We start from the raw sequence: 14,318 nt of genomic DNA on the forward strand, positions 1-14,318 counted from the left end.
CGCACTTTTCTGTTTAAATTACTAGCTAAGTGAGACAGTATTCATGAGTCAGTATCCAATGACAGCGCGCGGCGCTCAAATGCTGCGTGACGAATTAAATGAGCTAAAAACTAAAACACGCCCACGTATTATCGAGTCTATCGCCGAAGCGCGTGAGCATGGTGATTTGAAGGAAAATGCGGAATATCACGCGGCCCGTGAACAGCAAAGCTTCTGTGAAGGTCGTATCCAAGATATTGAAGGCAAACTTTCAAATGCGCAAATCATCGACGTCACTAAAATGGAAAACACCGGAAAAGTTATTTTCGGTACTACGGTTACAATTCTTAATGTTGCTAATGATGAAGAAACGACCTATCGCATTGTGGGTGACGATGAAGCTGATATTAAGAATAACCTGATTTCGGTGAACTCACCTATTGCACGAGGGCTAATAGGTAAAGAGCTTGATGATACGGTGACTATTCAAACGCCAGCTGGCGCAGTTGAAGTGGAAATCATAGAAGTCGAGTACATTTAGTTTATTTTTTAATTTAAGTGAAAAATTAAAAAAAGCAGCAATTCGAAATACCCCCACACAATTGGATATTCCAATAACTGGGGGTTTTTCATGCTTAAAACTCACAAAGTCTCTTAATCACTTTCCCACATCATTTCTCGAATGATTTACATACCTCAGTTTTTCAAAGGCGCGTGCTCTACGTTAAATTTGCAAAAATAGTGACAATCACTCGAAGTTTCTGCTTCGACCTACTATATTATTTATTAAACCATTTTAATAAATGTGCTTTCAACTAGCACCACCGCTGCTTCGTGGCCCTGATGCTTTGAAATTTAAACTTCGTTGAATGTAGTCAAGGTGAAGTCATGAAGTCGATTCCTTATATTCAAAATGTATTGATACTCACTAGTGTTATTACCGTATCGGGTTGTGGGGCAGATAAAGCGCCTACTGTCGACGAAAGTTCGTTGTCTACACAATTAATGACAACTTTAAACGAGCAATTAGATGGCGGCGCGGTAGGGCTTCTATTGCCTCAGTCTACAGATTTCTCAAGTATTCCCGCTGATCCAAATAACACTCTTACTGAAGAGAAGGTTTTTCTCGGTATGATGCTCTTTCATGAAACCGCCGTTGCAACGGAAGGGGTTCATGAGCAACTGGTCAACACTTGGTCATGCGCAAGCTGTCACCATGCCGCTGCTGGCTTTAAATCCGGTGTTGTGCAGGGAATTGGAGAAGGCGGAACAGGTTTTGGTGTTGCTGGAAAAATGCGTGTCTTAGCCGAAGGCTTTGATAAATCAAGCACCGATCCTAGTCTAGTTCCCGATGTTCAACCGTTAACTTCCCCCAGTATTCTAAATACTGCGTATCAAGAAGTAATGCTTTGGAACGGTCAGTTTGGTAATCAGCATGGAGGGCTAGTTAATGCTAAATTACCTGATGAGATATTAGCTACGCCTGGTACGCCGAAAGCTGAAAATACTCGTGGTTTAGGAGGCTTAGAAACCCAAGCAATTGCTGGTACAAAAGTACATAGACTCAACACGTTCAACAACTCACTCGTCCAGCAAAATATGGAATATCAATTGTTGTATGAAGCTGCATTTCCAGAGGGGGGCGACGATATTCTTGAAAATATGGGTAAGGCAATTGCCGCATATGAGAGAACGGTACTAGCAAATCGAGCGCCTTTCCAGCGTTGGTTACAAGGCGAAGACGCAGCGCTCACTGACCAAGAAAAGCGAGGCGCTTTACTTTTCTTTGGCAAAGCGGGTTGCGCAAGCTGTCATACTGGCCCCGCGTTGAGCTCGAAAATAGGGGCTGCTAACGAAGAAATGTTTATGGCCATTGGATTTGCTGACCTCGATACATCAAACCCCACAATAACTGGTGTAGTAACTGAAAATGATGCAAAGGGTAGGGGTGGTTTTACTGGCCGAACAGAAGATAACTATAAGTTTAAGGTACCACAGCTTTATAACTTAAAAGATTCAAATGTGTTTGGTCACGGTGGAAGTTTCACGAGTGTTAAACAGGTGGTGTTATACAAGAACGCCGGTGTGCCACAAAAAAGACTGGCGGATGGCGTTATAGATGATCGTTTTGTGCCTTTGAATCTCAATGGCGAGGAAATTGATGATTTAGTCGCATTTTTGGAAGAAGGACTTTATGACCCGCATCTGGAAAGATATATACCCGATGCTTTGCCATCAGGAGCATGTTTTCCTGTAGCAGATGAGCAATCTAAGATAGACCTAAACTGCGCACTCTAGATAGAAAAAGGCGCCAACCGGCGACGCTAAGCAAAGGAAAATAAACTAAGAACTTACGTTCGTTACTTTTTGTCTTTTCATTACGATTTTTTCGTGTAAGTCATATCACCGATGACTGCATTATATTTGCCTTTATTTGCCGCATAAAACATCACGTAGATAATCGATTTGCGCTTATTCCAGTGTTTCCTATACTGAAACGAGCTGCCTATTTTTACGGCAATTATAGGAGGTATCTCTTTCCTTATCCGTCTTGTTGAGCAGTAGTGTTTTATATGGAGTCTTTATTAGTGCGCTTGCTACAACGATTTTCTATTCTTCAGCTGTCTGTGTTGGGTGCGGGCATACTATTAATTAGTGTTGCATATTTGGCTTTCAAAGATATCAAACGGTCGCTGGACGACACCCGAGCGGCTTCAACAGATATCGAAATGATAGCGCTAATTGCCACCGTGGAGTCTGTGGCGCACCATCATGCAGTTGAACGAGGGTTAACGGCCGGCTACTTAGGTAACCCAACCCCTAAAGGCCGAGATAACGTTGAGGCTCAGCGCAAACAGGCAGATCGCGCAGCAGCGCAATTATCCTTATTACTTCAAAATGATAGTGCGTACGGCAATAGGGTAACCAAAATTCTCAACCCATTACTAGGTTATTTAGGTGATAAAGATGCACTAAGACGAGAGGTGGATAGTCAAGAAGGTACGCGGGCGTTTAGGTTCTACAGTTCTCTTAACGCATCAGCGCTGAATGCCGCTACGGCATTAACAATGTACGTTAATAACTTAGCGTCAAAAGAACAGTTGTCCAGCGCCATTCTTTTAGCGCAGTTAAAAGAGCGATTGGGACAGCAACGAGGGAAAGTGAATGGCATAATAGCGCAACAAGAGGCCAGTGATACCGTCATAAGTGAGCTAAAGCGTTATCAACAAGAAATACAATATATTTCAGGAAAACTGGAAAACAGTTTATCTAAAGACAGTGTTGCGATGTTCACGAGAGCAATGACATCAGATAAAGCAACGTTGATAAACCGAACACTAAAAAATCTCAATTCAGGGAAAGTCGACGTTACTATGCTTCCTACTAACAGCGAATGGTTTGGGGCAGCGACATCACAAATCAATGATGTAAAGTCGATACTTGACAATATATGGGTACAAGTAAACAAAAATGCAAAAGACATGCACAGTGAAGCCTCGTTCGCATTAATACTTACACTTATCATTATTTTTGTTGGCATTGTGGTTATTACCCTTATCTATCGCGCGCTCTTATACATACTCAACACGCAACTCACCCGTCTTACACAAAATCTTTCAAAGATTGCCGAGAAAGGAGATTTGACGGTTGATGTAAAGATGCAGGTACAAAATGAACTTGGCACCGTGTCTATTGCGATTAATAAAACGATATTGGCACTTAAAGATTTAATCAGAGGGCTAGAGCAGTCTATTGACGCAAGCTCTCGTCTATCATCAGAATTAGAAGCCTCATGTACGGAAATGGTACAGGATGCGGGAAAAACGCAACAACGCTCCCTTAATATCGCATCAGCGTTAGAAGAAATATCGGTAACGAGTACCGACATTGCTAAATCGGCCTTTGATACGCTAGCTGCGAGTAAATCACTGGATCAACTGGCAATAGAGGCTTTTGATATTAACGAGTCGATCAGAACGGCGATGAAGCAGTTAGAAGACGACATGACAGATGTTAAGGATAATGCTGCGGCTATGGAAAAGCAGGTGACCGATATCAGCAGCATACTTGAAACAATCAACACTCTCTCAGACCAGACAAATTTGTTGGCGCTTAATGCAGCTATAGAGGCTGCCCGCGCAGGAGAGCACGGCAGAGGGTTTGCCGTTGTTGCCGATGAGGTTCGCAAACTCGCACAGAGCAGTCGAGATGCTTCAGCTCAAATAGCCACACTGCTTACGGCGCTTCAGCAAGCAAGTTTGGTGGTTGTGCAAGACGTTAATAAAAATGCGTTGGCAGTGAATCAGTCAGTTGAAATTACTGGCAGAGGGCGAGAAACAGCTAGAAAGGTAAAAGATGCCGCATCTAACGTTGAGCTTATGGCCAACAACATGTCTGCGGCGGCAGAACAACAGTCAGTTACCACACAAGAAGTAGCAAAAGACATTGTTGACGTTGAAGCTGCCGCAAAGCATGAAGTCGAGTTAGCCCAAGCATTATCAAAACTATCCAATTTAATGAAAGAGAATAATTTGGTTCTCAGCCGAACTATCGCTAATTTCACAATTGACTGAGCAATTTTCATCGCCCACTATGTCTGTCGAGTAATGTTGTTAAACCACTTGAATGCACTGATAAGGACGATAATGGCAGACATTGAAACACTTCATTCAAAAATAGTTTATGAGAACAAATGGCTTCGGGTAAGGGAAGACAAGATACGTCGAGCTAGCGGGAATGAAGGTATATACGGTGTGGTGGAGAAGCCAGATTTCGCCATTATCTTACCTATTCAAAACGATACGGTTTTCATGGTTGAGCAATACCGCTATACCATTAAACAGCGTCAGCTTGAGCTACCGCAGGGCGCGTGGGAGGCGAATCCGGACGCTGATCCTATTGAACTCGCAAAGGGTGAACTTGAGGAAGAGACTGGGTTAATCGCAGATTCGATGGAGTACGTAGGCTTCCAATACTTAGCCTATGGGTTTTGCGACCAGGGTTATCATATATACGTAGCGAAAGGACTTACTCAAGGTAAACAGAAGCTCGACGAAGAGGAAGAAGACCTGCGCGTTGTGCCTATTACGTTTACCGAACTAAAAGAAAAAATAATCAGCGGTGATATTAAAGATGCGAGCACTTGCAACGCAGTGGGTTTAGCAATGCTTAAAGGGCTTATATAAACACTCTGTTACAATTTGCTGGCTGTTTTATTGTGACTGACAAGCTAGGGTTTACCGACTTAGGTTTACTAACAATTATAAAGAGAACGCCATGGCCTTCGAGGGAAGCTTTTCCATTTTAAAATGGAATGAAGAAATACTTAAAGAAAAGTCAGAAGGGATAAAAACATCTCATGCAAGCATCGAGCAGTCTTATACAGGCAGCATGGTTGGAGAATCAACCATTGAATTTTTGATGTCTTATCAGGCGCCTACGTCTGCAAAATTCACAGGCTTTGAAAGTTTTATTGGTGTTATAAATGGTTTAAGAGGAACTGTAACTTTTCAACATATTGGTATGTTCGAAAATGGTGTTGCGAGTAGTGAATTCGCTTCCATAGACGGCTCGGCTACCGGTGAGTTAGCTGGGAAATCAATTACGGGTAACTTTAAGTCGGGAGAGTCTGGTAAAGCAGAATACGTCATCGAACTGAATGAAAGGTAGGTTCTTAAAAGCGATATTACATGAATACCCATGCTGACTTCTTAGTTGGCCAATCTTATCGATGTTCAAACAACGAAATGTATCAATTTCAAAAACAAAAAAACGGCGCCGTAAGGCGCCGTTAAAAGTTGGGAAACAAACCAAGAAGTTAATTACTGATTTTCAAGTAGGCGAGAGCCAATCTCTATTTGACGCGGCTTCTTGGCTTCAGGTATGACTCGCTCCATATCGATATGAAGTAGGCCGTTTTCCATATCTGCAGCTAACACTTTCACGTGATCACCAAGCTGGAATTTACGCTCAAAGTTACGCTCTGAGATGCCTTTGTGTAAGAACTTACGTTCTTTACTTTCTTTGTCTTCCGTTTCCGCTTTTTTAGTGCCAGTAATGGTTAACGTATTCTCTTCAACTTGAATTGAAACGTCATCTTTACTGAAACCTGCAATTGCCATGGTTACGCGGTATTTATCATCACCGAGCAACTCGATGTTGTATGGCGGATAAGTACTCTGTTTCTCTGCTCGAGATGCTGCATCGATAAGTGATGCTAAGTGGTCAGAGCCGATGAATGAACGGTAAAGTGGAGATAGATCGATAGTACGCATAGTCATATCCTCAAAATTAAGCAATATGTTTAAAGTTTAAATGCCCCGACTTTGCGGCGGCGGTTTTGTCGACCTGACCTTTCAGCGCCGACAAAACATATATAGGAATGGCCGAAATGCTTTTCAAGCAAAAAATTTAAAAAAATTTCAAATTAATTTCTTTTTAATGGTTAAGTTTCAGATTTTATTGACTAATTTTTTTGGTTTTAATTAGGGTGGGCGCAGAGATAAACCTGTTTTTCGCTTTAATCAAGGGAAAGTCGCGTAGGTAAAACAAATATTCGAAAGTTTTTATAAAACATTTAGCATTACTTTAACTAACTAAAATGTTTATAAATGCTACAGTTAGCGCTAATAAAAGTTTACCACTTACATTTGTAAAATTTGAACATGAAGAAAGAAGTTATAGTTTTAAATTGCGGAAGCTCATCCGTTAAGTTTGCGATTATAGACGCTGAAACTGGCGAAGCTGGACTGTCAGGTATTGCCGAAGCACTGGGCAACAGCGACGCAAGTTTGTCTTATAAGCTAAACGGTAAAAAAGAAAAGCAGGCGTTGCCAGAAAAAGCCGGCCATACCGAAGCGCTTGATGCAATTTCTAAGGTTATCGCTAGTACAGGCGTTCAGCCTATAGCCATTGGGCATAGGGTGGTACATGGCGGTGAAAAATTCAAGCAAGCAGCACTGGTTGACGATAGCGTCCTCGAGGCTATCGAAGACTATGCGAGCATGGCGCCCCTTCACAATATGGCGAATTTAAAAGGTATCGTCACTGCACAAGCGGCATACCCAGATTTACCTCACGTGGTTGTGTTTGATACTTCTTTCTTTCAAACCTTGCCGAAGAAAGCCTTTATTTATGCCTTACCTATGTCGCTCTATCGCGAACATGGCATCAGACGTTATGGCTTCCACGGCACGAGTCATAAGTTTATCCTCGATAGCATGGCGAAAATTCTTGATAAGCCTGTGTCAGACACCAGCATCATCAGTGCGCACTTAGGTAATGGTTGCAGTGTGTCGGCTATTGAAAAAGGCCAAGCAGTAGATACAAGTCTTGGCTTCATCCCACTTGAAGGTTTAGTAATGGGGACTCGCTGTGGCGATCTCGATCCAAGTTTACCTGGCACGTTACAGAAAAAGTTAGGTAAAACGGCAGATGAAATCAGCGATCTTCTTAATAAACAGTCAGGATTGCTGGGTATTTCAGAGCTAAGTAATGATTGCAGAACGCTAGAAGATGCAGCATTAGAAGGGCATGAGGGCGCACAGTTAGCAATAGAAATCTTTTGTTATCGTTTAGCAAAATATATTGCGGGTTATATGGTTGCAGTACCAACATTAGATGCCATTGTATTTACAGGCGGTATAGGCGAAAACTCTTCGCTTATTAGAGAGACGACCATGGGATATTTTGCTCACTTTGGCATTACTTTAGATGAGCAAAAAAATACCGATGCGCGATTTGGTCAGGGCGGCAAAATATCAACAGAAAACGCATCTACAGCCGTTTACGTAGTACCTACTAACGAAGAGTGGGTTATCGCCGCAGAAGCTGCAACCTTCGCCTAAATTAAATGCGTTAGCGCATTGAATAAGTAAAACCAGGAGTAACTATGTCTCGCAGAATTATGTTGATCCCCGTAGGCACTAGTGTGGGCCTCACAACGGTCAGCATGGGCCTTGTTCGAGCAATTGAAGAGCAGGGTATAAAGCTAAATTTCTTCAAACCTGTGGCTCAGCCACGAAGAGGCGATAACGGTGAAGAACGTTCAACCGCCATCATCGCTCATCACGCTAGCGTGTCGCCTATTACGCCATTTGAGCTTGACTACGTTGAACGTATGATAAGTAATGACAGTACCGATGAATTACTTGAAGAAATCATTGAACGCTTCGAAGAAAATAGCGAGCAAGAGGCGGTAACCGTCATTGAAGGTTTAGTGACAACACGACACCATCCTTACGCCGAGCGTTTGAATCTAGAAATAAGCCGTGCTCTTGATGCTGACATTGTGTTTGTCGCTGTACCTGGAAACGATACCATCACTGATATCAATCATCGTTTGGAAATCGTGGTCGACACTTACGGCGGTCATAAAGGGCAGAAGGTAGTGGGTTGTATCTTCAATAAAGTCAATGCACCGTTTGATGAGCATGGAAGGCTTCGTGCCGATATCGGCGCAATAGAAGCACCCGAACATGACGAAGAGCGTACACAAGCACTTCGCGAACTCCCCATCTTCAGAAAAGGCTTAAGTTTACTTGGTACCATCGATTGGAGCGCTGATTTAGTATCTCCTCGTGCGACTGATGTAGCTAAGCACCTCAAAGCGACACTGCTTAATGAAGGTGAGCTTTCTGAGCGTCGTTTAAGCAGTGTAACCTTTTGTGCGCGCGAAATTCACAACATGACCCATACCCTTAAACCAGGTGCGTTATTGGTGATGTCGGGTGATCGCGGTGACGTATTTGTATCCTGTTGTCTTGCGGCGCTAAACGGCACCAAGTTAGGCGCATTACTGCTTACGGGCGGCTACCAGCCAGATGAAAATATTATGGCCTTATGCAGCCAAGCCATGGAGACGGGCCTGCCTGTAATGCTTATAAACTCTAATACGTGGCAAACAGCGCAAGCGCTTCACGCTTTTAACCAAGAAGTGCCAGTTGATGACAGTCAACGCATAGAAAAAGTAATGGTTCACACAGCGGAAAGTCTGGACGCTAGTTGGGTAAATTCGCTTACCCAAAAAGTATCTCGTCAGAAGAAGCTTTCTCCCTCGGCGTTTCGCTTTTATCTCACTAACCGTGCAAGGCAAGTTAACAAGCGCATTGTACTGCCCGAAGGAAATGAACCGAGAACCGTTGTTGCAGCGTCTATTTGCGCAAAGCGAGGGTTGGCTAGACCTGTTTTACTTGGTGATGAAACCGAGATAAGGCGCGTAGCTGAACAGCAAGGTGTTGTACTTAGCGATGGCGTGGAAATTTTGTCGCCTAGCGCCATTAAGAACGAGTATGTGAATGGTTTGGTTGCGCTGCGTGGTCACAAAGGGGTGACTGAGGTGGTTGCGCAAGAACTTCTAGAAGACAACGTGACTTTAGGCACGATGATGCTTCAGCAAGACGATGTAGACGGTTTGGTTTCTGGTGCGGTTAATACTACGGCCAATACGATTCGCCCGGCGCTTCAGCTAATTAAGACTGCTGAAAACGCATCACTAGTGTCATCAGTATTTTTCATGCTATTGCCTGACCAAGTTTTGGTTTACGGTGACTGTGCGATTAACCCAGATCCTGATGCAAAACAACTTGCAGACATTGCTATACAGTCTGCTGAATCAGCGCAGATGTTTGGCATAGAGCCAAGGGTTGCTATGATCAGCTACAGTACAGGTTCGTCAGGTGCAGGTAGTGACGTGGAAAAAGTGCGTGAGGCAACTAAAATCGCGCAAGAACTACGCCCGGATTTGCTGATTGATGGTCCGCTTCAATACGATGCGGCGGCCATTGAAAGCGTAGGTAAGAGCAAGGCGCCAAATAGCCCAGTAGCAGGGAAAGCGAATGTATTTGTATTCCCTGATTTAAATACGGGTAACACCACATATAAGGCGGTACAGCGTAGCTTCGACTTAGTGTGTATTGGCCCAATGCTGCAAGGCATGAGAAAGCCGGTAAACGATTTAAGCCGCGGTGCCTTGGTGGATGATATTGTATTTACCATAGCACTTACTGCTATTCAGGCTGCGGGTACTCATTAACGTAAAAATACGTTCATAGATAAATTAAAACGGCGCTTAACGCGCCGTTTTTTGTTTATCGTCTGCTTGAAACATTTTTACTGATGCAATGGTTGACGCCGTTTAAGCTTCATTGCGCCGAGCAAAAGTATAATTACTAAAGACCAAACGCCAAATTCTTGAATGTGGTAATAAGGAGTGAATCCGCGAGTTGCGACCACGGGGGCCGTAATGTTTGCGGTAATGAATTGTGGCAACTGCGCTGTAATTTGACCTTTATGGTCGATAAAGGCAGTAATACCATTGTTGGTCGCTCTCACAACCGGCCGCCCCAGCTCAAGAGCACGCATCTGCGCAATTTGTAAATGTTGAGCTGGGCCATGAGAATGTCCAAACCACGCGTCGTTACTTACGGTAATGATCATGTCTGTATCTTCATATACATTTGCCATCACTTGGTGAGGAAACGCAATTTCAAAACAGATAGCGGGCGCTAAGTGAATGCCGTTAGCTTCCAGGTTGGCTTGCTGATAATCACCGCGAGAGAATGATGACATAGGTAAATCAAACAGCGGGGCGAGGGGGCGCAGCCAGTCTTCAAAAGGTACAAACTCACCTACGGGTAAGAGGTGATGCTTTGAAAAGCGGTTATTGTGAAAATACTGGTAATCGGGGTAGGCGGCATCGGGTGTTCGCTTGCCCAATACAATTAGGTTGTTCCAAGCCTCATCGGTTTCCCAATTATAATTTACGATCCCGCTGATAAGCGCTGTGTTTTCCTGAAATGCTCTTTCGTTAACTTTAGCAAGATAAGGCTGTGCTAATGGTTCTAGTTTCGGTACGGCAGCTTCGGGCCAAATTATAAGGTCGTTATCCCATAGGCTTTCGGTTAGCTTCCAGTATGTATCCATGGTAGGACCATCTTGCTCAGGTACCCATCGTAAGCTTTGCGCAATATTGCCCTGGGCCATGCCTACCGAGTAGGTCTTTTCTGGCGTAACCCAGGTGTGCTGCTTTAAAATGTAGCCACTTATAAACAGGCAAAGTATAACGAGTGTAGCGTTAGCAAGGGTTCGCTTATTGTTTATTAATGCAAATAGGGTGGCGCTAATAACGATAAGCGCACTTATTCCTGTTTCCCCGATAATAGGTGCAAAGCCAGACAATGGGCTTTCTAGCTGGCTATAGCCCAGCGATAACCATGGAAACCCGCTTAACATCCAGCTTCTAAGCCACTCTGCGGCCACCCAGAAAAAGGGCAGTGCCATAGGCCATAAGCGGGGCGAAAAATATTTTGCGGTGAGTTTAGTGGCAAGGGCAGGGTACAAGGCTAAATAACCGCAAAGCAGCGCCATTAAACCAATTGAAGCAACAAGTGGTAAGCCACCAAAATCAGCAATGCTTACGTGAACCCAACTTATGCCTGCGCCGAACCACCCCGCTCCAAATAGCCAACCAGCAAGAAATGGGCGGTGCTTAAGCTTTATGACCTGGCGAATAGCAAGTGCAAATGCAGGAATAGTCAAAAGCCACATGTTAAAAGGAGCAAATGCCAGCGTTAAGCTCGCACCGCTTAAAACAAGAATAAGGTGGGGGAAAAACCGTTTCAGCATAGGTGTCATCTGATTGTGGTTAATGGGATAGTAGCTTCAGCACAAGAATACGGGTTCAAAGCTGCGTAGCCTTGTGCTGAAACAAGATGGGTCTCGCTGATTTACTATTCCAGCGAAGGTACTGAAACCTTTAGTTGAATAAGACGGCGTTTATCAGAGTTAGTCACCTTAAACAGAATATCGCCAATGGTGATCTCATCATTAGTTTCAGGCATATGACCAAACGCTTTTAGCACAATACCACCAATGGTGTCGGCTTCTTCTTCGCTAAACTTTGTTTCAAAAAATTCGTTAAAGTCATCTACAGGAGTTAGCGCTTTTACTGTGTAGGTCGACTTATTTAACGGGCGAATATCGTCAGTACCGTCTTCTTCGGTATCGTATTCATCTTCAATTTCACCCACGATAATTTCGAGAATGTCTTCAATAGTAACTAAGCCAGACACACCGCCGTATTCGTCTACAACAATGGCCATATGATAGCGCTGCTGACGAAATTCTTTTAATAGAACATCAACACGTTTGCTTTCAGGCACGATAACTGCCGGGCGTAAAATATCTTTTAAGTTGAATTCTTTCTCTGCGTTAAAGGCAAAGGCAAGTAGGTCTTTAGCAAGTAAAATACCTTCAATGTGGTCTTTATCTTCGCTTATTACGGGAAAACGGGAGTGGGCAGATTCAAGCATAAGAGGTAGAAACTCTTCTACCTTTTTCTCAACATCTATGGTGGTCATTTGAGCGCGGGGGATCATAATATCCCTCACTCGCATTTCATTTACCCCAATTACCCCTTCAATCATTTCACGGGTTTGTGGGTCTATGATTTCGTTGTGTTCTGCATCAGTAATAACCGATACTAACTCTTCTTTACTTCTCGGCTCGCCAGAAATTGAATTTTTTAGTTTATCTAACCAACTCTTGCCTGATGAGCCGTTGGTAGAGTGAGGATTATCGTCGCTCATAATGTCCGTTTAATTGTTAGTTCAACGCCAACGTTAAAATGGTTCGTGCTGGTCGTCAATGGTTTATTATTGTTAACTGTAAAATTTGTTATTTAACAACCGCTTGTGCTAAATATTAATTGTTAATTTCGTAGGGGTTATCTATGCCAAGGCTCGCAAGAATATCTATCTCTTTGCCTTCCATTTCCTCGGCATCAGTATCATCAATATGGTCATAACCCATTAAATGCAATAGCCCATGAACCGTCATATGCGCATAGTGATCGCTCACTGCTTTTTGCTGCTCCTCTGCCTCGCGGCTTATAACAGGGGCACAAATCACCAAGTCGCCTAATAAGTTAATTTCTATACCAGGAGGCGCTTCAAAAGGAAAAGACAGCACATTCGTAGGCTTATCCTTTCCTCTGTACTCATGGTTAAGGCTTTGGCTTTCTGCTTCGTCAGTAAAGCGAATAGTCACTTCCTGCTCATCTAAGCCTTCGTAAGCGAGCACTGCATTAGCCCAAAGCTCAAGTTCTGAAGGTGAGGGGATGGCTGATAAAATCGTCTCGTCACCTTCAAATGCTTGTTGTACGTCAATTATGGCGGTCACGATGCGTTGTCGTCTCTCGTTTGCGTGGCGTTATCGATGTTTGCTCGCTCAGGGTTGCTTGTTCGCTCAAGGCTGTTTGAACGCTCAGTGCTGTTGTTTACTCGCTCAGGGCTGTTGTCTTGAGCGGCTTGTTCACGCTGAAGTTGCAATGCTTCTTCTTTACGCGCTTTGCGTAAACGCTCTTGTTCTGCGTCGTGTATTTCGTATGCTCTTACAATGCGCGCCACTACTGGGTGTCGAACAACATCTTCTGCATGAAAGAAGTTAAATGAAATATCATCTACTTCACTGAGTACTTCAATCGCGTGGCGAAGACCTGATTTTGCACCACGGGGCAAATCGACCTGCGTAATGTCACCGGTAATTACCGCCTTTGAATTAAAGCCAATACGGGTTAGGAACATTTTCATTTGCTCTACCGTGGTGTTTTGGCTCTCGTCCAAAATGATAAACGCGTCGTTAAGCGTTCTTCCGCGCATATAGGCAAGCGGCGCAACTTCAATGACGTTGCGCTCCATTAGTTTTTCAACTTTTTCGAAGCCCAGCATTTCAAAAAGAGCGTCGTAAAGAGGGCGCAAATATGGGTCGACTTTTTGTGAAAGGTCGCCAGGCAAGAAGCCAAGTTTTTCACCTGCTTCTACAGCAGGGCGAGTAAGCAATATACGGCGTATTTCTTGACGCTCAAGTGCGTCAACAGCCGCAGCAACAGCGAGGTAGGTTTTACCTGTGCCTGCAGGGCCTATACCAAACGTAATATCATGGTTGATGATATTAGCAACATATTGCGCTTGGTTAGGGTTACGCGGCTTAATTACACCGCGTTTAGTTTTAATATTCACTTCTTCGCCATAACCGCCCGTCGCATCTTTTTCGATAACGCGGGCTTCTTGTATAGCAAGGTGAACCTGTTCGGCTTCTAGCTCGGGAACTCGGCCCTTAATTGGCTGAGTTTCTATATAAAGAAGCTTAAGTAGTTCGCTAGCACTTTTTATTTGCTGCGGTTCACCCAAGACCTTGAACGCATTATTTCGGTAGGTAATTTCTACACCCAGCCTACGCTCAATTTGCTTTATGTTGTCATCAAAGGGGCCACATAAACTCGACAAACGTTTGCTATCTGCCGGTTCTAAATCAAATTCGTTACTAACCAATGTACTCAA

The 14,318-nt window shown here is 43.8% G+C and carries 12 protein-coding genes; 7 read left to right on the forward strand and 5 right to left on the reverse strand.

The features are described from left to right. Positions 1-43 precede the first annotated feature (43 nt). The 5 genes from greA (at position 44) to C6Y39_RS14870 (ending at position 5,649) form a co-directional block, all read left to right on the forward strand. Positions 44-520, forward strand: a complete 477-nt coding sequence (greA, locus tag C6Y39_RS14850) for a transcription elongation factor GreA (RefSeq protein WP_105932007.1) — start codon at positions 44-46, stop codon at positions 518-520. Between the two features lie 347 nt (positions 521-867). Further along, positions 868-2,277 carry a cytochrome-c peroxidase gene (locus C6Y39_RS14855; protein WP_105932008.1) on the forward strand — a complete coding sequence of 470 codons (1,410 nt, stop codon included), beginning with the start codon at positions 868-870 and terminating at the stop codon, positions 2,275-2,277. A 275-nt stretch (positions 2,278-2,552) separates the two neighbouring features. Further along, a complete protein-coding gene (locus tag C6Y39_RS14860; protein ID WP_105932009.1) occupies positions 2,553-4,553 on the forward strand; it encodes a methyl-accepting chemotaxis protein in 2,001 nt (666 codons plus the stop codon). A gap of 72 nt (positions 4,554-4,625) precedes the next feature. After that, a complete protein-coding gene (locus tag C6Y39_RS14865; protein WP_105932010.1) occupies positions 4,626-5,165 on the forward strand; it encodes an NUDIX domain-containing protein in 540 nt (179 codons plus the stop codon). A 91-nt stretch (positions 5,166-5,256) separates the two neighbouring features. Beyond that, entirely contained in the window at positions 5,257-5,649 is a 393-nt protein-coding gene (locus C6Y39_RS14870; RefSeq protein WP_105932011.1) for a DUF3224 domain-containing protein, read from the forward strand. A 152-nt stretch (positions 5,650-5,801) separates the two neighbouring features. Here C6Y39_RS14870 and C6Y39_RS14875 read toward each other — a convergent pair whose 3' ends face one another. Further along, complete coding sequence (locus tag C6Y39_RS14875) at positions 5,802-6,254, reverse strand: Hsp20 family protein (protein WP_105932012.1); 453 nt, start codon at positions 6,252-6,254, stop codon at positions 5,802-5,804. Positions 6,255-6,644: 390 nt separating this feature from the next. On the opposite strand from C6Y39_RS14875, the gene C6Y39_RS14880 reads away from it, so the two are divergent. Next, a complete protein-coding gene (locus C6Y39_RS14880) occupies positions 6,645-7,826 on the forward strand; it encodes an acetate kinase (RefSeq protein WP_105932013.1) in 1,182 nt (393 codons plus the stop codon). 44 nt (positions 7,827-7,870) lie between these two features. After that, complete coding sequence (pta, locus tag C6Y39_RS14885; protein WP_105932014.1) at positions 7,871-10,012, forward strand: phosphate acetyltransferase; 2,142 nt, start codon at positions 7,871-7,873, stop codon at positions 10,010-10,012. Between the two features lie 77 nt (positions 10,013-10,089). On the opposite strand, the gene lnt is transcribed toward pta, so the two are convergent. From lnt to C6Y39_RS14905, 4 genes are all read right to left on the reverse strand, one after another. Next, entirely contained in the window at positions 10,090-11,604 is a 1,515-nt protein-coding gene (gene lnt, locus C6Y39_RS14890; RefSeq protein WP_105932059.1) for an apolipoprotein N-acyltransferase, read from the reverse strand. Between the two features lie 104 nt (positions 11,605-11,708). After that, positions 11,709-12,566, reverse strand: coding sequence for a CNNM family magnesium/cobalt transport protein CorC (gene corC / locus C6Y39_RS14895; RefSeq protein WP_105932015.1), 858 nt, complete (start codon positions 12,564-12,566; stop codon positions 11,709-11,711). A gap of 115 nt (positions 12,567-12,681) precedes the next feature. Next, the gene (ybeY, locus tag C6Y39_RS14900; protein ID WP_105932016.1) at positions 12,682-13,158 is read right to left on the reverse strand and encodes an rRNA maturation RNase YbeY; all 477 of its coding nucleotides are present in this window, start codon (positions 13,156-13,158) and stop codon (positions 12,682-12,684) included. Continuing rightward, positions 13,155-14,318: a PhoH family protein gene (locus C6Y39_RS14905; RefSeq protein WP_105932017.1), complete on the reverse strand. Its 1,164-nt coding sequence runs from the start codon at positions 14,316-14,318 to the stop codon at positions 13,155-13,157. Before C6Y39_RS14905 ends, ybeY begins: the two co-directional genes overlap by 4 nt.

The organism is Alteromonas gracilis (assembly GCF_002993325.1).
Classification (GTDB): Bacteria; Pseudomonadota; Gammaproteobacteria; order Enterobacterales; family Alteromonadaceae; genus Alteromonas; species Alteromonas gracilis.

What these genes read in the sequence shown, in the direction of transcription:
- pta (WP_105932014.1), top strand. Translation starts at nt 7,871, where the DNA reads ATGTCTCGCAGAATTATGTTGATCCCCGTAGGCACTAGTGTGGGCCTC.
- C6Y39_RS14865 (WP_105932010.1), top strand. Translation starts at nt 4,626, where the DNA reads ATGGCAGACATTGAAACACTTCATTCAAAAATAGTTTATGAGAACAAA.
- C6Y39_RS14880 (WP_105932013.1), top strand. Translation starts at nt 6,645, where the DNA reads ATGAAGAAAGAAGTTATAGTTTTAAATTGCGGAAGCTCATCCGTTAAG.
- C6Y39_RS14870 (WP_105932011.1), top strand. Translation starts at nt 5,257, where the DNA reads ATGGCCTTCGAGGGAAGCTTTTCCATTTTAAAATGGAATGAAGAAATA.
- corC (WP_105932015.1), bottom strand. Translation starts at nt 12,566, where the DNA reads ATGAGCGACGATAATCCTCACTCTACCAACGGCTCATCAGGCAAGAGT.
- C6Y39_RS14860 (WP_105932009.1), top strand. Translation starts at nt 2,553, where the DNA reads ATGGAGTCTTTATTAGTGCGCTTGCTACAACGATTTTCTATTCTTCAG.
- C6Y39_RS14875 (WP_105932012.1), bottom strand. Translation starts at nt 6,254, where the DNA reads ATGCGTACTATCGATCTATCTCCACTTTACCGTTCATTCATCGGCTCT.
- lnt (WP_105932059.1), bottom strand. Translation starts at nt 11,604, where the DNA reads ATGCTGAAACGGTTTTTCCCCCACCTTATTCTTGTTTTAAGCGGTGCG.
- greA (WP_105932007.1), top strand. Translation starts at nt 44, where the DNA reads ATGAGTCAGTATCCAATGACAGCGCGCGGCGCTCAAATGCTGCGTGAC.
- C6Y39_RS14855 (WP_105932008.1), top strand. Translation starts at nt 868, where the DNA reads ATGAAGTCGATTCCTTATATTCAAAATGTATTGATACTCACTAGTGTT.